The organism is Paenibacillus sp. GCM10027627 (assembly GCF_042675505.1).
GTDB lineage: Bacteria > Bacillota > Bacilli > Paenibacillales > Paenibacillaceae > Pristimantibacillus.
This window is the reverse complement of sequence record NZ_JBHTHB010000006.1, coordinates 301,788-318,495: the sequence shown is the minus strand read 5'-3', so window position 1 is coordinate 318,495 and position 16,708 is coordinate 301,788. Positions and strand designations below refer to the sequence as shown.

The following is a 16,708-nucleotide window of genomic DNA, read 5'->3' as shown; positions in this document are numbered from 1 at the left end:
CAACGGGAGGGAATATTCAATGTCTCCACGCTATGTCAAACGAATAGTATTCGGCACGCTCGCCGTCGTCCTCATCGCTCTTTCGGTCAGGTATGGCTTCGGCAACGCTTGGCAATCCCAGTATACGTATGCATTCGCCCCCGCTGGCAGCGCGATGAAATCTGTTTCGGCTGCGCCCATTTCGGCCAAGCCGCAAACCTTCCAGCAGCCGGATGCCGCCATGCCGCCAAAGCCGCAGCCGCTAAGCAAATGGGTAGTGGAATACCACATTAACGTCGCATTGCGCGATGACGGACAACACTTGGACGGCACACAGGATGTCACTTGGACCAATCCCGGCAAAAAAACGGTGTCCGAGCTGTATTTCCACTTGTACCCCAATGCCTTTCAATCGCCCAAAACCACATTTATGAGCGAATCCGGGGGGATGCTGCGGAAGGACAAAGCTACGCCGAACAGCAAAAGCCATCTAAAGCTTCTGACGCTTCAAACGCTGGAAGGAGAAAGCTTGCTGCCTCGCCTGCAATATACGCAGCCGGATGACGGCAACCCGAGTGATTACACGCTGGCTAGGCTTAGGCTGCCGGAGCCGGTCGCTCCGGGCAAATCGGTTACGCTGCGGATGGGCTTCGAGGTGAAGCTGCCGGAAGTTTTTGCTCGAATGGGCTATTCCGGTGATTTCATTATGGCGGGCCAATGGTTTCCCAAGCTTGCCGTATATGAAACAGACGGCATGAGAGGCCGTTCCTCCGAGGGCTGGAACGTGCACCAATACCACGGAAACTCAGAATTTTACAGCGATTTCGGTATCTACAGCGTGCGTATTGCCGTTCCCGAATCGTATACGGTGGCCGCGACCGGCTTTCAAACGAAACCCGTTGTCCGTCAGGACGGGAAAAACATTTTTCAATTTTACGCCGAGGATGTCCACGATTTTGCATGGGCCGCCTCTCCGAATTTTATTTATGAGGAAGTCGCTTTCTCCGACAAGGGCATTCCCGGCGTTCGTATTAAACTATATTTGGACCCTGCCCATGCGGAGTTAAAAGAACGCTACATGCACGCCGCCAAATCCGCTTTGTCCAATTATGCGAAATGGTACGGAGCTTATCCGTACACGACCTTGTCCGTAGTCGTCCCGCCAAAAGGAGCCGGGGGGGCCGGCGGCATGGAATATCCGACGCTCGTCACCGCATTCTCCGCAGAGAACGACAATCCCGGCTACGAGTTGGAACGCACAGTCGTGCATGAGATTGGCCACCAGTATTGGTACGGCATGGTCGCGTCCAACGAATTTGAGGAAGCTTGGCTTGATGAAGGCTTCACCTCTTACGCCGAGGACAAAGTGATGGAAGCCGCTTATGGCGTAAGCTCAAATCTAAGAACGGAAGCGAGCTATATGACCGATCCGGCTCCGCTCAAGCAGCCGTCCTGGGTTTATCACAACCGCAACCAATACGCAGAAAACGTGTACATGCGTGCCAAGCTGGTGCTGGTCGATATCGAAAACAAGGTTGGCCCGCGAGTTATGAGCAAAATCATGCGCACGTATTTCCAAAAATATAAGTTCAAGCACCCCTCTACAGCCGATTTTCAACGGGTTGTGGAAAGTGTGACGAAAGCGGATTGGACCGAATATTTTAATCAATTTGTTTACGGCAGCCGAATGGCCGACTTTTCAGTGGATGCCATTCAAGTAAAAGCAGTAGGCGGGAACGAGACGCCTCAATATGAATCGACCGTCCTTATTCGCAAAAACGGCGGGACGAACGGTCCGATTCCGATCCTGTTCCGGTTCGAGGACGGCACATCCCTCTCGAAAGTATGGGCGGGAGACGAAGCGCATATCGAATATACCGAAGTATCGTCCTCACCTCTGAAATGGGTATCCGTCGATCCCGACCATACCAACGTGCTGGACAATAAACTCATCAACAACTACATGCTGGCACAACTGCCCGGCGATACCCGTACACGCTGGAATGTAGGAGTTTCCCGCTTTCTGCAAGGATTGTTAGGCGCTTTCGGGTGGTAGCCGGTTCAATTGCTCAGACGGTTGGCTTCTGCAGTCGCTTTGCACTTGCTTTTGCACTTGCTTTTGCACTTGCTGTGGCACTTGCTGTTGAACTTGCTTTTGCAACTGCTTCGGAACTGGCTTCTGCACTCGCTTCTACAATTGCTTCTACAATTGCTTCGGCGCAAGTATACGCTTTTGAGGAGGGTTGGCGATGAAACACGATATGCTGCAAGGCTGGCGGCTGACGTTTAAACATATGAATTTGATCGTGTTGTTGTTTCTGTACCAGCTGCTTTGGGGATTTCTGTTGTACCGCGTCATCGATGATACGATTACGCCGCTGCTGCGGCGTTTCCCCGCCCACAGTTCAAACGAGCAGGCCGTTCAGTCGTTTTTGACGGAGGCGCAATTCCAACTGTTCAAGACGGACCTTATCCAGCCGTATCTTTGGATGCTCGGAGGATTGTTTCTTGTGCGGATGCTCGTGACGCCGCTGTTTAACGCCGGACTGTTTTATTCCATCCATCGCCAGAATGAAGACCGTGCCGGCGGAACCCGGCTGCTGGAAGGGATACGCTCCAACTGGAAATCCGTTATGCTGCTGTACTGGGGCGGCTCCGTCCTTATGCTGGCCCCGGCATGGTGGCTCGTTCCGGATTGGATTAGCTCGCTGCGGCATAATGGCGTCTCGCCCGTCCTATTTTCCGAGACACTTCCCGGAGCGGCCGGTTGGATCATTTGGTCAGCGCTCGTTTATCTGCTGTTTTTATCGATGCAATTTGGCGCCGTCACTGGGGAAGGCATTCTAAACTCGCTTTGGAGCTCTCTCAAACGTTTCTTTTCATATGGCGCTATTTCATTAATCATGTGGGGCATCGCCGCCCTGCTTGGCATCGCCGTTACAAGCATGTCTCTCGCCTGGGCCGGGTTGTTCGCCGTCATCGTTCACCAAGCCTATCCGCTTATCCAAACTCTTCTTCGGGTATGGACCCTGGCGGCTCAGTTCAACTGCCTCAACAAAACAGAAGCGTAAAAAGGCTGTCTCTTGTGCCGCAAGGCTATGGGGACAGCTTTTTTCAGTCCATCTTCTAAATTCGAATGACTCCCGCATAATACAGCAGAACCAACAGTACGAGCAGCGGAGCGACAAACCGGAGCATAAACAGCCATATTTTGATCCAAAATGCCGTTAAACCGGCCTCCGCCGCCGCTCCTTTCCATGCATAACCCGCAAACAGAGTGATGACGAGCCCGCTGACCGGAAGCACGATGTTGGAGCATACAAAATCAATCCAGTCAAACAACGACTTCCCGCCTAGCTCCAGTACGCTTGAACCGATCCCCAGCGACAGCGCCGACGGCACCCCGGCTATAAAACAAAGCAAACTGACCGTCACAACAGTGGTCGGCCGATTCCAACCGAATCTTTCGCTCGCATAAGCAACGGGTACTTCCAAAATCGAGACAGCAGATGTAATGGCGGCAAAGGCCAGCAGCACAAAAAACAAGCCGCCAAAAAACGCTCCCCAAGGCATAGCGGAAAAAGCGGCGGGCAGCGCCACAAAAATGAGCCCCGGTCCCTCTGTCGGAGCGATGCCGAAAACGAAAATCGTTGGAAAAATAATAAGCCCGGCTAATAAGGCATACAAAGCGTTGCCAACCCCTACCGAGAGGGTAGCAGCGCCAAGCGACTGGCTTTTCTGCACATAAGCGCCGTAAGTAACCATAGTCCCCATGCCAAGCGACATCGAAAAAAACGCCTGCCCAAGCGCCACTAAAGCCGATTCCGCCGTCAGCTTGCTAAAGTCCGGTTTCAGGAAAAACGATACCCCTTCCATCGCGCCCTCCAACGACAGTGCATGAAAAGCCAGCAGAAGCAGAAGCACTACCAGTGCGGGAATAATAAATTTGTTAAACCGTTCAATTCCTTCCGATACTCCGCGTATAAGCACCAATGCCGTCACCAGCATCACAACCAGCTGCCACCCAATCGGAGTAAGGCTGTTCATAAAGTTGCTGAACAACCCCGTATAATCGCTCGTTCGGAACAACTTCCCCGTAAACGAAAGCAAGGCGTAATGGAGCGTCCACCCTGCCACAACTCCATAGAACGACATAATAAAAAATGAACCCGCCACCGACAGAAAGCCAAGCGCTCCCCACCCCTTATTGCCGCTGATTTTGGTCAAGGAGGAGGCGGCGTTGCCTCTCCCGCCGCGTCCCACCGCCAGCTCTGCGAGAAGAACGGGCAATCCGACGAGAAGGAGGCAAACCATAAACAGCAGAAAAAAGGCCGCTCCCCCATACGTCCCCGTCACATAGGGAAACTTCCACATGTTCCCGAGGCCAACAGCGCTGCCGATAGCCGACATAATAAACCCGAAGGACGAAAACCGGTCGTTCCGTCTATGTTCGCTCATAAAAAAATACCACCCATCCGTGTAATCGACACTAATGGGTAGTATGACCAATTGTATAAAATTATCGGCTACAGCAGCGCTTCGATATCGCCAGCCATAGAGAGCGGCTCATCCGTCGATTCAAAACGCTTGACCACACGGCCTTCACGGTCGATCAGAAATTTGGTGAAATTCCATTTGATCGAATCCCCCTCCAAGAAATGAGGCAGCTTCTCTTGCAGGAACGCATTCAGCATCCGGCCGCTTGGCTCGTCTGTATTCAGACCGTGAAACGGCGCTTCTTCCGTCAAATGACGGAACAGTGGGTGAGCCGTGTCGCCACGCACATCGGTTTTCGCAAATAGCGGGAACGACACGCCATAATTCATTTGGCAAAAGGACTGCACATCGGAGTTGGCGCCAGGCTCTTGCTCCCCGAATTGATTGCTTGGGAAGCCGAGAATTTCAAAGCCGCGATCGCGGTAGGTGTCGTATAGCTTTTGCAAATCGGTATATTGCGGAGTAAATCCGCATTTACTTGCCGTATTGACGACAACAAGCACTTTTCCTTCATACGAATTCATTGATGTATGCGCCCCATTAATCTTTTCCAATTCAAAATTGTAGATGCTCATGAAAAGTCCTCCTGTTGGTTGGATATGGTCAAACATGACTGCTTTCCGCGCCCCGGCTCAGCCGCAAATAATCGCTAACCATCGCCAGTCTCCACGGCACAATCATGCCGAAAGCAAGCAAATAAAAAATCGCTCCGGTCTGAGGAATCGTCATATAGTGCTCGACCACCCCATGCAGCATTAGGCGAAGCAGAAACAGCACAATCATAATCGCGATAAAAGCTTTCGAGCGGCGAACAAATATATCGGAATCCACCTTCTCCATCCGAGTCGTCACGATGAGCGGAAACGCGAACAACAGCAGTCCCGTTCCAAAAGCGGACAAGCCCCACAACCAAGAAATATGCGTATCGGGCACCGCAAACATAATAAAGCCGGTCGCCATGCCAAGCGGCGGCATAACAATCTTCTTCAGCGTCGTCGGCCTTTTGCCGGCCCGCAAGCGGATAAAGATAAGCGTAAGTCCCGCCAAAACCGAAAAAGCGACCGCTCCGGCTTGCAGGATGGGGTTGGACCACATAATAACGAACCTCCGTCTATTATCCGATTCACTAAGCTCTGCCTCTCCATAGTTTACCTTTCAAAACGATGCCGCGCAAACATCGCGCATAGAAAAAACGGCCCTCATGCCAACTAGCATGGGGCCGTCTATAAAGTGTTATTTTATCCCTGTGGAACATACTGCCGAATATCTACGCCAAGCTCTTCCGAGAGCTTCATCCCGAGCGTTCGGTCGGCACGGAAAAAGTTGCAGATCGCCCGCAGACGGATATCGTCGTTCGTCGCCCTCAGATCGCCCGTCAAATTGGCAATCAGATTGGCCTGTTGATCTTCCGGCAAAGAACGGAACCGCTCGCCCGCTTGCGTAAAATCATCCGTCTTTTCGATTTTTTCTCTGCCCGCCGCCCCGTGGAAAGGCGCATGATAATCGGCGTATGCCGGATCTTCCTTCGGGCTTTCGGAATCGCTGTTCGGCTCATAATTGACGGGAGACGGATCGGCTTTTATCGTCATAGCGCCATCCCTTTGATGGTTACGCACCGGAGCATAAGGGCAATTGACGGGAATGTTTAAATAATTCGCCCCAAGCCGGTAGCGCTGCGTATCGGGATACGAAAACAGTCTTCCTTGCAGCAGCTTATCCTCAGACGGCTCAATGCCGGGTACGAGGGAGCTTGGAGAAAAGGCCGATTGTTCCACCTCGGCGAAATAGTTGACGGGATTGCGATTCAAAGTCATCGTGCCCACTTTGCGGAGCGGATACATATCTTCCGGCCATACCTTCGTCGGATCAAGCGGGTCGAAGGTGTAGCGGTCCACATGCTCTCTCGGCATAAGCTGGACATGCAGCTCCCATTCCGGAAAGTTGCCGAGTTCAATCGCATCGTAGAGATCCCTTGTCGCATGGTTAAAATCTTTGGCCTGCATCTCAGCCGCTTCCTGAGCCGTAAAGTTCCGCACTCCTTGCAGCGACTTCCAAGTGTATTTGACGTAAATGGTCTTCCCCGCCTCGTTGATCCACTTGAATGCATGGACACCGAAGCCGTCCATTTCCCTATAAGTGGCCGGAGTTCCATCATCCGAAAACAGCCAAGTGAGCATATGCGTCGACTCCGGCGTTAGCGTCATAAAATCCCAATACCGGGAAGGCTCCTGGATATTCGTATGCGGTGCGGGCTTGAGTGAATGAACCATATCCGGGAACTTGAGCGCATCGCGAATAAAGAAGACGGGAAGATGATTGCCGACTAAATCGTAATTGCCCTCTTGCGTATAAAACTTGACTGCGAACCCGCGAGGATCGCGCGCCGTCTCCGGTGAGCCCGTGCCATGAATAACGGTAGAGAAACGGACAAGTACCGGAGTTTCCGTTCCGGCTTCACCAAGAAAATGAGCTTTTGTATGTTCCGTCATGCTGTTCTCAAGCCGGAATACGCCGTGCGCTCCCGCTCCCCGGGCATGAACGACCCGCTCAGGAATACGCTCCCGGTCGAAGTGGGCCAGCTTCTCAAGCAAATGGTAATCCTCTAGCAGAGTCGGTCCCCGCTGTCCCGCCGTACGAGAGCTTTGATTGTTGCCAACCGGAGCGCCTTGATTTGTAGTTAAACGATTGTCCATAATGTACACCTCATTAGTTTATATATTTAGACTTGATCTAAATCTCTATACTAATTGTACCTATCCGGTGCCCGACTATCATGAAATCACGATGAACGGTAGATGAACATTGGATGAACGAAAGAAGACGAAGTCCGAGTCATCAAGTGCTAAACGCAAGAAAGGAGTGGACATAGACAACAGGCGGCCATAGCGAACATACGATCATAGCAAACATGCTCTTCAGTTAGCCATACTACTAATGGCTGATGTCGTCCGCCAGCCGGTACCCCGCTCCGCGAACGGTCACGATATATTTGGGCGTCACCGCGCTGTCTTTCAGCTTTTTGCGCAAGCTTTTGATATGAACATCTACAACGTTGCTGCCCCCGTAGAAGTTTAGACCCCACACCGCGTCCAGCAAATGTTCCCTTGTCAACACCGAGCCGTCGGAAGAAACGAAAAAAACAAGCAGATCATATTCCGTTTTGGTTAGTTCGATGCGCTGCCCGTTTCGTTCCACCTTCATCTTTTTTAAGTCAATTCGAATATCTTTAAACAGTTTGATGTCGTCAACGCCTGCGAAGGGTTGCGAAGGCGCAGGACGATTCTCCAACATCAGATTAATGCGTTCTACTGCTTCACCCGGCTCGGCAGGCCAGAGGAGAAGCTCTGCCCCGGAAAGCTCCGCATCCCCGCGCTCCTCGTAAGACGGGAGATCGAGCAGCACCAACACAGGGACATGATGCTCTGACGCCGCTTTCAGCAGCCCTGCGCCGCCCTCAAGCGTATGCTGGGCGGAAGGCAATTGAATCGGCAAGGCATCATAAACAAGCAGCTCAGGCTGCAAGGCTGGAAGCATGTTCTTATCAAACTCGTGCAGCGAAAATATGTCGAAACAATCCGCGGCGAGCGCGGCAAGCAGCCCCCGCACCCTCTCAGGCATAGGACTGATGACCATAACCCGTTTTGTCAGGCCGCACAAGACGCCTTCCGTCTGCCCGGTCAGGAGTTCGTCGCCCGACATGTGCCGCACACTCCTTCCAAAACAACTTGCGCATGCTCAATCCGATAACCCGTTTGCCCGGCCACTTTCTCCATCCAATCGGAAGGAACTTCGGCGAGGACTTCGTCTACCCGTCCGCATTTGGTACATACAATATGCTGGTGATCTTCCGTTCTGGCATCATAGCGGCTAACCGCCTCGCCTAGCTTCAGCTCACGGATTAATCCGACATCCGTCAAGTAACGAAGAGAGTTGTACACCGTTCCATAAGCAAAGTTATGGCCCTGAACCCGCAATCTCTCAATGACTTCCGCTGCTGTAGGGTGGTCATGCGTTCCCTGTACGATCTCGTACACCGCTTTCCTCTGTATAGTTAAGTTTATTTTGTTCATCTCTATCTCATGCCGCCTTTACCTATAATATGATTTAGACTAAGTATAAATTCATTCCAAACGACCGTCAACCTGCATCCGTCGCCAATGAGCAGGGGCCGTTTTTGTCCTATCAACCTACCTAGAAAAAGAACAGAGTTTAATTATCTGAATATTTACAAAATTAAAACAATGGGCTATAATGAGGGTAGCTAAAGGAGAGGGGATAGTCCATTGAAGCAAGTTAGCGAAGCATGTCTTATTACTTGAGAAAGGAGCAGGACGCTCACATCGGACATGCGGGGAACCGTCGCAACTAGTCGCAAAGCCATCATAAAAAGGACTATTAAAAAAGCTATGCAAGAGCAAGCTGAGGATTGGAGCGTTTGAAACAATTGAATAGTTGGTTCATAGAAAGGTAAAGGGATTTCGGTTATCATCGATAAGCGAAATCCCTTTTTATGTGTCGTTTAATATTAAAGCAGCGGACTGAGAAGTCTGGAGACCGACTCCCTGAGTCGATTGAATAGAGGTCTCTCGCCATAAATCTCCATCGTTAACTCTCTTGCGTTATCCACATCTTCCAAGAAAATATCCATCAAGCGCCTCGCCGTTGCAGTGTCATAAATAAAAGCGTTGATCTCGAAATTCAGCTTGAAGCTGCGGATGTCCAAATTGGCCGTTCCCACCGAGGCGACTCTGCCGTCCACAACGAGCGTTTTGGCATGCAGAAAGCCCTTTTCGTACAAATACACTCGAACCCCGCTCGACAACAGCTCCCCTAGATAGGAGTGCGTAGCCCAATAAACAAAAAAGTGATCCGGCTTGCTCGGAAGCATAATACATACCTTCACGCCAGAAAGCGCAGCAATGCGCAGCGCCGTCATCAAGCTTTCGTCCGGGACAAAATACGGCGTTTGCAGGGCGATCGACTCTTTGGCTGAATAAATCATTTTGATATACGCGTTTTTGATTTCCTGATACTCGGTATCCGGTCCGCTGGCTACCAGCTGCATGCCGATAGAGCCGACGTTCTGCTCCCCGGCAGGGAAGTACGTTTCGCTCAGCTCCATTCTACCCGCCGAAGCCATATTCCAGTCCATCAAAAACTGCGCCTGCATTTGCAGCACGGCCCCGCCCTTCACTTTCAAGTGCGTATCCCGCCACTCTCCAAAATGTTTGTTGAGCCCCAAATATTCATCGCCAATATTAAAACCGCCAATATAGCCGATTTTGCCATCCACAATAACAAGCTTGCGGTGATTCCGGTAATTGATCTTCAAGTTCAAATAAGGAATGCGCGACGGGAAAAAGGCCGCCTCCATTCCGCCCGCTTCTCGCAGCTCCTTGAAATAGCGGCTTGGCAGCTTCGAGCTCCCAATATGGTCATACAAGAAACGGACCTCCACGCCTTGCGCAGCTTTTTTGGCTAGCGCGCTTACAAGCCGGCGCCCAAGAACATCGTCCCGAACAATGTAGTAGACCATATGGATATGATGTTCCGCCGCTTCGATATCCCGTATAAGCGAATCAAACTTGTGATTGCCATCCGTATAAATTTCAATTGAATTATTGCTCGTATACAGCGCGTAGCCTGTCGTCAAATTCATGTACATCATGTCTTGATAATCCGACAGCTCATGTCCTTGCGGCAGCAAACTTCGCTCTTCCAGGCGATGCTGCTGGTTTTGCATCGTTTCCTCGATAATGCGCTGATTGACTCCGACTAGCTTGGAAAGCTTTCGCTTCTTCATCTTTTGACCCAAAATCAAATACAACACGAAGCCGAGCACCGGGATAAAAAATAAAACCATCAGCCAAGCCCAAGTTGAACTGGCATTTCGCCGCTCCAAAAAAATAACCGTAACAGCAAGAAAAATATTGAGCAGCGATATAATAAAATAAACATTTTGCAGCATGTTAGAATGCACGCCGGCACCTCCGTAAGTGGCAACAATCGCAAGTTGCGATTCGAGTATAAAAGGTTCGCCTCGTGGTCTATCCTAGTACCAAGGAGGTGATGAATCATGGCAAAAGACGTATTGTGCGAAGTTAATTCCTGCAAATTTTGGGCTGCCGGCAATCATTGCGGAGCATCATCCATTTATGTCGTAAGCAACCGCGGCAAGCAGGCAAGCAGCTCCGGAGAGACAGACTGCAAAACTTTTGAAGCAAAGGTATAAAAGAAAGGCCTCACCTTCTGCGGCGCGGAGCCTGAAACCGTCCTTCATGTTTCTTGAACATGCGGCTTATGCCGTCTTCCGCGCCGTCGACTAATTGTAGTGTGCTACCTACTCCAACCCTTCATACCGGCATGCTATCGCCGCCGTTACCCCTTTACAGGAACCGCATCGTAATACTCCTCTAGCGTGGAGCCGTTATCCGAAATCTCCTTCGCTATTTCCTTGCCGACATAACGCAAATGCCATGGCTCGTATTGGTAACCCGTAATATCTTGCTTCCCTTTCGGGTATCGAATAATAAAACCGTATTCCGCCGCATATTTGGCAAGCCAGTCCGCCTCTTTTGTCTCGCCAAAGCAGTCCTGTGCGGCACATTTCCCATCGCTTCCGGATATATCAATTGCCAGACCCGTTTCATGCTCGCTTGTCCCCGGCAAAGCGCTGTACGTTCTTGCCTTTTTGTAGCCGTCCCGCTTTACATAACGGTCGAACAGCGCCTTTTGCGTTTCGTGGGAGCGGTAAGCCGACACTCCCGCCAAGTAGACGCCGTCCGATTCCGCACCGGCAAACATGTCCTCAAGCGCGCCAGACGCCTCTTTACGCAACATGCGCTTCTCGATTTTTTCAGAGAAAGTGAACCGCACATCGGGATATACTAAATCGTCCGGAGAATAGTCTTCAGGCAGCTTATTGAATGGATTGACGAGCGCCTCTACGCTGTCCGGCACTGCAATGACCGCAATTGCACCGTCTTCTCCTTTAGAAATGCCGGTTCCCCCGCTCTGCGGCTCGCTGCTTGGCTTTGCTGTTGGCTGTTCCGGCTTTTCGCTCGGCTTTGCCGCGGGCTCCTCCGCCCCAGCTTGTCCGCCTTGCTCCCCGGACGTTACGCCTCCGCTTTCTCCCGGCTGCTCGGCCGATCCGCCTGTCAACTGGCCGCCTTTGCCTTCCCCGGTGCTTGTCCCTTCCGACAACTTAGGCTGCTCCAGCTTGGCAGACTGAGTCGCATCTCCATCCTTATTTAGAGCCATGTAGCCTCCTATTGCAACCATACCTGCGACTAATACAATCGCCAACCGTTTTCTTTTCATTTTTTCCGTTCCCCCTGCTCGAATGTTGGCATACCATAACCTATTGACGCAATGAGAAGCCGGGATGATGCGCCTATTCACCTGTTAAAAACCGACATAATTGTTAAGGGCCGTTTTGCCTTTTGACAACCGACTGAAAAAAAGAGCATAATAATAATAGATTTACAATATCTATTTATACTATAGAAAAAAGCACAACGGCTAACTCGGAGAGAAGGCCTGTTTTTGCTGTGAAAGGTAGGGTCCTAGTGTCAAATACAAAGACAAAACGGCTTTTGAGCACTCGTCCTATTTTATTTTTCTCTTTCATTATGCTCATTAAAAGCTACTTGGCGTGGATGGTTATTTTCGAGGGAGGTCCATCTTGGACAACCATCCTGAAGGAAGTTCCGTTTGTTCTGATCGTCTATTGTTTAATTGAATGGTTTGCCAGCAAAAGAAAGCTTCTCTATTACACCATCGCAAACCTGCTCATGACTTCTATTTTATTTGCCGTCATTATGTATTACAAGTATTACGGAGTTATTGTCACTTATTTCGCACTAGCTCAGGTCAATCAGGTGACCGCCGTCAAAAACAGCGTGTTCTCCTTAATGGACCCTTACTTCCTGTTTATTTACACTGATGTTGTCATCATGATTGCTCTACTATTTCTTAAAAAGAAAGCGGTAGGATGGAAAAAATCGTTTGCCGAGAAAGAGAACAAACGAGTGGTCGTCGCCATGCTGTCCTTGTCGCTTGCGATTTGTTTGTTCAATGTGCTGCCGAATCGGGCCAGCATGAACGAAATCGTCAAGGCGGAGCAAATGGGCATTCTCAATTATGAGGCCTATACCATCTTCTCCAACAAAGACATTGATTATGTCGATCCTAACGTCATTACGCAAGAAAAAATCGACACCGTCAAAAAGAGCGTCAAGCCTTCCGCCCCATTGCTTGAAGGAACAGCGAAGGGGAAAAACTTGATCATCATCCAAATGGAATCGATGCAAAACTTCTTGATCGGGCTTAACGTAGAAGGTCAAGAAATAACGCCGAATATGAACAAGCTGGTCAAAGAAAACAGCTACTTTAAACATTTCTATCAGCAAGTTGGACAAGGCAATACGTCCGATGCGGAATTCGTCGTGAATACGTCGCTGTATATCCCGCCTCGCGGCGCGGCTACGCAAATGTACGCAGGCAAGGAGCTTCCGAGCTTGCCGAAGCTTTTGAAAGCCCAAGGATATGACACATCGACATACCATACCAACGTTGTGGAGTTCTGGAACCGCGGCGAGCTGTACAAAGCGCTTGGGTTCGACCGCTATTACGACGCCGATTTCTTTGGCACCGAAGACACTGTTTTCTTCGGCGCTTCCGATAATACGCTTTATAAGAAAACGGCCGACGAGCTTTCCAGTCTAGACGCGAAGGAAAATCCGTTTTATGCTCACATCATCTCCATGACGGCTCATCATCCTTATACAATGCCTGCGGAGAAGCAGCTCATTACAGTACCGGAGCGTTATCAAAATACGCTTGTCGGCGATTACCTCATCGCTCAAAACTATGCGGATCACGAGCTTGGCCTCTTTATCGAGGATTTGAAGGCTCGCGGCATTTGGGACGACAGTCTGATCGTCCTGTACGGTGATCATCTTGGCTTGCCGATTTACTCTCTAGACCGTCATGAGAAGGATTTGATGGCGGAGATTTATTCAAGAGAGTACACGTACACGGATATGATCAACATTCCGCTCGTCGTCATTAATCCGGGCAGCGATGCCAAGCCAGCAACCTACGATCAGCTTGGCGGGCAAGTCGACGTACTGCCGACAATCGCCAATCTGCTTGGACTCACGCTCGACAACCAAGTCCATTTCGGGCAAGATTTGTTTAACAACGAGTCGTACAACATTTTGCCTCAACGTTATTATTTGCCTAGCGGTTCCTTCTTAAGCAGCCAAGAGCTGTTTATGTCAGGCAGCGGCTTTGAGGACGGACGCCATTATCCGATTGCAGGCGACGGTCACAGCGAGCAAGCCGTTACGCAAAACGATTTTGACCGCGCTTTGGAATTGCTTAACTTGTCCGATAGCTATGTCAACCATCTTCCAAGCTGGAAGAAAGAATAGCCTTATGCAAAAGAGGGCCCCGTTTCTCGAAAACGGCGGCCCTCTTTTTATATTTTAACAAAGCGCATACCCATTCCTCTGAATGAATGTTACACATACGCCAGCATCATTCTTGAGCCGGCGATTGCCGCTTAGCCTTTTACAGCTTCCAGCACTTCCGCTGCATGTCCTTCCACGCTTACGCTGCGCCACTCGCGCACAAGCACTCCCTCTTCATCCAGCAAAAAGGTGGAGCGTTCCACTCCCAGGAACGTTTTGCCGCCCCAGCTAAGCTCTTTCCATACGCCAAACAACTGCGCAGCCTCTTGATCTGTATCCGAAAGCAGCAAAAACGGCAGCTTGTACTCCCCTACAAATTGCTCATGCGAAGCCAGATCATCCGGGCTAATCCCTACAACTTCTGCGCCATACTCCGCAAACTGCCCGTTAAAGTCGCGGAAATCGCAAGACTCCGCCGTACAGCCCGGTGTCATATCCTTAGGATAAAAGTAAATAACGAGCTTCTTCCCCTTAAAATCATCAAGCGAAACCTTCGATCCATTTGAAGCCAGCAGCGTAAAATTCGGTACTTTGTTGCCTACAGTTGCAGCGCTCATTGCCATTCCTCCTCAAAGTGTCCATCATATAAACCATGAAATCGTTTAAACGGCCGCTTCTATAATGTCAGTTATAAAGTCCAATTCATTACGGCCGAGCAACAGCCAGTACTTGACCTGTTCTATGTTCTTCGAGGTGAACTACGCCAACCCCTTTTATTCGTACGGAAAAAGGAAACAGCTCCGCGGAAAGCGGGGTGAAATGCCATCTGCGCCCCTCTATGGCGACGATAAACATCCCCTCTTCATCGCCTGCGGGATTAAAATCCGGAGAACCTTTTTTGTACGTGTGAATGCCAAGCTCCTCAAGTTCTTTTACGGCGCGCGGCACATCCCTGGTCGGCAATCCCATTTCGCTGATGCCTAGCAGATCGCTTTTGGGATTAAAGGGCCTGTCTATCGCGTTGTCCATAGTGTGTCTTGCAATGATCTCCAATATATTGCCGCCGCTGTCCATAAAATAAACGGCGTGCGAGTCCCACAACTCGCTGCGCGATATATCGGAGCCCGCCTCCGTGCAAAGCTCTAGCTTCGATTCGATCCAGCTCTTTGCCTCGCCCAATTTGTTTTCCGGAATATTAATGGCAAAATGATAAAAGGGATCTAGATGTTCCTCAATGCCTGCCTCATCCGTTACTTTTTTAAACGTCATGTCGCTGTATCCGACTTTTACGGTAATCTGCCGCTCATCCGATGACAATATCGGAAACTCCATTACATCCCGGTAAAAGGAAACGAGCTTATCCAGCGGCGAGCGGGTCCACATTTCAATAGATTCCATAATCATGACTTTTGCGCCTCCAGCTTTTCGTAATAAACAACTTGTTCCCGAATAAAAAGGTCTCGTGCTTCATCGTCCTTCAACATTCCGTAAGAGAGCATCAGCTTGGTCAGCGCCGCTTCCATGGACATATTTTCGATAAACCGGGCTCCCGCACCGATAAGCTTGTGAGAAGATTCGTAAAGCGCATCCGATGCATCTTTAATTGGACATAAGTAACAAGCGATTCCGTGCTCCTGGCAACGTTCAAGAAAACGCAGCAAAGAATACGAGCCACTCTCCAAGGCGTTGGCCGTTCCGGAATGATGCAAATCATGCAAAATGACTTTCGGCTTTGCCCCTTCGAAATGGTAATAGTCATAATTCAAGCCGGGATAAGGCTTTATGTAAATGATAGCGTCCTCCAACCGGAGCGACGAACTTTCCCATTGGAGCGGGTTTTGGCCAGCTCGTTCCTTCAGCATGGCAGGCGCCGGGTTGCGGCCGTCTTCCCTCCATTTGAACGTTCGATCTCCCGCCATTTCCCCATATTCCAGCTCATAGGGGCTGCGGAACTGATCCGTAAACGATTCATTTTGAAATACTCGCGTTCCCAAATAAACAAGCGATTGTCCCTTATCGTTTTCGTAGACGACAAAAACGCCCGGCAATTGAGCATCGACAATAAAATCGATCGAGCTGGAGAGGTTGCGCAATCCGTTGCTGCGCTCATCGGCAATAGGGTAATTGCTTGCCGTCAGCACTAGCGGAAACGAAATGTCGGCAAACAAGTAGCCCATCATCGCTGCTGTATAAGCAAGTGTGTCGGAGCCGTGCGTAATGATTACGCCGTCATAGCTGGCGGGATCGGCTTCGCGGATCGATGCGGCGAGCGTGATCCAATCTTGAGGAGTTATATTTTCGCTGAGCAAATTAAGCGGCTGCAGCGTAACAAGCTCCACTTCGCTGCGGCTCGAAGACATATTGCGGTATTCCTCTAGCAGCGTATAGGAGCCGGAATCGTCAACATTTATAGCAAGGCCTTGCGCTTTGCTGCCAATCGTACCCCCTGTAAAAACAACCAAAATTCGCTTCATCGCAAGTCCTCCTTTTAAATTTCATCTTTTTGGTAAGCTTCAAGGCAATCTTATTATTACTATCATCATCTTACTACCAACATAAAGGATTGTCTAAAAACGACTCAATGATTCGCATAGCCGAAAAGGATAACTGCGTAAGACATATCCCTCCGATCGCTGTTATAACCAGATTCCCTGAACATGATAGCAGGGGGGGAATCCGGTTATAATGGCGAGCGCTGCGCTTCTCCATGATAGGTCTTACTCCGTTTGTTTTTCGGCCATTATTAGAAGGCGAAGATGCTGTTCCTTCGTTATCTCGAAGCGCACGGTAGCCACTTTAATGAGGGTCATCTGTTG

The 16,708-nt window shown here is 50.2% G+C and carries 16 protein-coding genes; 5 read left to right on the top strand and 11 right to left on the bottom strand.

Features of this window, described 5'->3' with window-relative positions; translation table 11 throughout:
- The first annotated feature begins 19 nt into the window (after nucleotides 1–19).
- The 3 genes from ACFQZE_RS20920 to ACFQZE_RS20910 are packed head-to-tail and all read left to right on the top strand — an operon-like array spanning nucleotide 20 to nucleotide 3,050.
- Nucleotides 20–2,035 (top strand): M1 family metallopeptidase, encoded by a 2,016-nt coding sequence (locus ACFQZE_RS20920; protein WP_379360686.1) that lies wholly within the window; start codon nucleotides 20–22, stop codon nucleotides 2,033–2,035.
- Nucleotides 2,029–2,232: a hypothetical protein gene (locus tag ACFQZE_RS20915; protein WP_379360684.1), complete on the top strand. Its 204-nt coding sequence runs from the start codon at nucleotides 2,029–2,031 to the stop codon at nucleotides 2,230–2,232. The genes ACFQZE_RS20920 and ACFQZE_RS20915 overlap by 7 nt, the downstream gene beginning before the upstream one ends.
- Nucleotides 2,229–3,050 carry a hypothetical protein gene (locus tag ACFQZE_RS20910; RefSeq protein ID WP_379360682.1) on the top strand — a complete coding sequence of 274 codons (822 nt, stop codon included), beginning with the start codon at nucleotides 2,229–2,231 and terminating at the stop codon, nucleotides 3,048–3,050. The genes ACFQZE_RS20915 and ACFQZE_RS20910 overlap by 4 nt, the downstream gene beginning before the upstream one ends.
- 55 nt (nucleotides 3,051–3,105) lie before the next feature.
- Here the strand turns inward: ACFQZE_RS20910 and ACFQZE_RS20905 are convergent, their stop codons facing one another.
- The 7 genes from ACFQZE_RS20905 to cls all read right to left on the bottom strand — a co-directional run bounded on the left by ACFQZE_RS20905 (nucleotide 3,106) and on the right by cls (nucleotide 10,444).
- Nucleotides 3,106–4,437 (bottom strand): sodium-dependent transporter, encoded by a 1,332-nt coding sequence (locus ACFQZE_RS20905; protein ID WP_379360680.1) that lies wholly within the window; start codon nucleotides 4,435–4,437, stop codon nucleotides 3,106–3,108.
- A gap of 68 nt (nucleotides 4,438–4,505) precedes the next feature.
- Nucleotides 4,506–5,051, bottom strand: a complete 546-nt coding sequence (locus ACFQZE_RS20900) for a glutathione peroxidase (RefSeq protein WP_379360678.1) — start codon at nucleotides 5,049–5,051, stop codon at nucleotides 4,506–4,508.
- Between the two features lie 28 nt (nucleotides 5,052–5,079).
- A complete protein-coding gene (locus tag ACFQZE_RS20895) occupies nucleotides 5,080–5,571 on the bottom strand; it encodes a CcdC family protein (RefSeq protein ID WP_379360676.1) in 492 nt (163 codons plus the stop codon).
- Between the two features lie 143 nt (nucleotides 5,572–5,714).
- The gene (locus ACFQZE_RS20890; RefSeq protein WP_379360674.1) at nucleotides 5,715–7,169 is read right to left on the bottom strand and encodes a catalase; all 1,455 of its coding nucleotides are present in this window, start codon (nucleotides 7,167–7,169) and stop codon (nucleotides 5,715–5,717) included.
- 238 nt (nucleotides 7,170–7,407) lie between these two features.
- Nucleotides 7,408–8,175 carry a response regulator transcription factor gene (locus ACFQZE_RS20885; RefSeq protein ID WP_379360672.1) on the bottom strand — a complete coding sequence of 256 codons (768 nt, stop codon included), beginning with the start codon at nucleotides 8,173–8,175 and terminating at the stop codon, nucleotides 7,408–7,410.
- On the bottom strand, nucleotides 8,154–8,546 hold the full coding sequence (locus ACFQZE_RS20880) for a Fur family transcriptional regulator (RefSeq protein ID WP_379360670.1): 393 nt from the start codon (nucleotides 8,544–8,546) through the stop codon (nucleotides 8,154–8,156). Before ACFQZE_RS20880 ends, ACFQZE_RS20885 begins: the two co-directional genes overlap by 22 nt.
- 455 nt (nucleotides 8,547–9,001) lie before the next feature.
- The gene (gene cls / locus ACFQZE_RS20875) at nucleotides 9,002–10,444 is read right to left on the bottom strand and encodes a cardiolipin synthase (protein ID WP_379360777.1); all 1,443 of its coding nucleotides are present in this window, start codon (nucleotides 10,442–10,444) and stop codon (nucleotides 9,002–9,004) included.
- A gap of 108 nt (nucleotides 10,445–10,552) precedes the next feature.
- On the opposite strand from cls, the gene ACFQZE_RS20870 reads away from it, so the two are divergent.
- Nucleotides 10,553–10,708, top strand: coding sequence for a DUF1540 domain-containing protein (locus ACFQZE_RS20870; protein ID WP_379360668.1), 156 nt, complete (start codon nucleotides 10,553–10,555; stop codon nucleotides 10,706–10,708).
- A 146-nt stretch (nucleotides 10,709–10,854) separates the two neighbouring features.
- Here the strand turns inward: ACFQZE_RS20870 and ACFQZE_RS20865 are convergent, their stop codons facing one another.
- A complete protein-coding gene (locus tag ACFQZE_RS20865; protein WP_379360666.1) occupies nucleotides 10,855–11,796 on the bottom strand; it encodes a M15 family metallopeptidase in 942 nt (313 codons plus the stop codon).
- Nucleotides 11,797–12,044: 248 nt separating this feature from the next.
- On the opposite strand from ACFQZE_RS20865, the gene ACFQZE_RS20860 reads away from it, so the two are divergent.
- Entirely contained in the window at nucleotides 12,045–13,913 is a 1,869-nt protein-coding gene (locus ACFQZE_RS20860; RefSeq protein ID WP_379360664.1) for an LTA synthase family protein, read from the top strand.
- A 131-nt stretch (nucleotides 13,914–14,044) separates the two neighbouring features.
- On the opposite strand, the gene ACFQZE_RS20855 is transcribed toward ACFQZE_RS20860, so the two are convergent.
- The 3 genes from ACFQZE_RS20855 to ACFQZE_RS20845 all read right to left on the bottom strand — a co-directional run bounded on the left by ACFQZE_RS20855 (nucleotide 14,045) and on the right by ACFQZE_RS20845 (nucleotide 16,366).
- A complete protein-coding gene (locus tag ACFQZE_RS20855) occupies nucleotides 14,045–14,509 on the bottom strand; it encodes a peroxiredoxin (RefSeq protein ID WP_379360662.1) in 465 nt (154 codons plus the stop codon).
- A gap of 88 nt (nucleotides 14,510–14,597) precedes the next feature.
- Nucleotides 14,598–15,296: a VOC family protein gene (locus tag ACFQZE_RS20850; RefSeq protein ID WP_379360660.1), complete on the bottom strand. Its 699-nt coding sequence runs from the start codon at nucleotides 15,294–15,296 to the stop codon at nucleotides 14,598–14,600.
- Nucleotides 15,293–16,366 (bottom strand): asparaginase, encoded by a 1,074-nt coding sequence (locus tag ACFQZE_RS20845; RefSeq protein ID WP_379360658.1) that lies wholly within the window; start codon nucleotides 16,364–16,366, stop codon nucleotides 15,293–15,295. The genes ACFQZE_RS20850 and ACFQZE_RS20845 overlap by 4 nt, the downstream gene beginning before the upstream one ends.
- Nucleotides 16,367–16,708 lie beyond the last annotated feature (342 nt).

Bases quoted from the DNA above. Each gene is read 5' to 3' on its own strand.
- ACFQZE_RS20890 (WP_379360674.1), bottom strand. From the start codon at position 7,169: ATGGACAATCGTTTAACTACAAATCAAGGCGCTCCGGTTGGCAACAAT.
- ACFQZE_RS20850 (WP_379360660.1), bottom strand. From the start codon at position 15,296: ATGATTATGGAATCTATTGAAATGTGGACCCGCTCGCCGCTGGATAAG.
- ACFQZE_RS20880 (WP_379360670.1), bottom strand. From the start codon at position 8,546: ATGAACAAAATAAACTTAACTATACAGAGGAAAGCGGTGTACGAGATC.
- ACFQZE_RS20865 (WP_379360666.1), bottom strand. From the start codon at position 11,796: ATGAAAAGAAAACGGTTGGCGATTGTATTAGTCGCAGGTATGGTTGCA.
- ACFQZE_RS20855 (WP_379360662.1), bottom strand. From the start codon at position 14,509: ATGAGCGCTGCAACTGTAGGCAACAAAGTACCGAATTTTACGCTGCTG.
- ACFQZE_RS20910 (WP_379360682.1), top strand. From the start codon at position 2,229: ATGAAACACGATATGCTGCAAGGCTGGCGGCTGACGTTTAAACATATG.
- ACFQZE_RS20895 (WP_379360676.1), bottom strand. From the start codon at position 5,571: ATGTGGTCCAACCCCATCCTGCAAGCCGGAGCGGTCGCTTTTTCGGTT.
- ACFQZE_RS20920 (WP_379360686.1), top strand. From the start codon at position 20: ATGTCTCCACGCTATGTCAAACGAATAGTATTCGGCACGCTCGCCGTC.
- ACFQZE_RS20900 (WP_379360678.1), bottom strand. From the start codon at position 5,051: ATGAGCATCTACAATTTTGAATTGGAAAAGATTAATGGGGCGCATACA.
- cls (WP_379360777.1), bottom strand. From the start codon at position 10,444: ATGCTGCAAAATGTTTATTTTATTATATCGCTGCTCAATATTTTTCTT.
- ACFQZE_RS20885 (WP_379360672.1), bottom strand. From the start codon at position 8,175: ATGTCGGGCGACGAACTCCTGACCGGGCAGACGGAAGGCGTCTTGTGC.
- ACFQZE_RS20905 (WP_379360680.1), bottom strand. From the start codon at position 4,437: ATGAGCGAACATAGACGGAACGACCGGTTTTCGTCCTTCGGGTTTATT.
- ACFQZE_RS20870 (WP_379360668.1), top strand. From the start codon at position 10,553: ATGGCAAAAGACGTATTGTGCGAAGTTAATTCCTGCAAATTTTGGGCT.
- ACFQZE_RS20845 (WP_379360658.1), bottom strand. From the start codon at position 16,366: ATGAAGCGAATTTTGGTTGTTTTTACAGGGGGTACGATTGGCAGCAAA.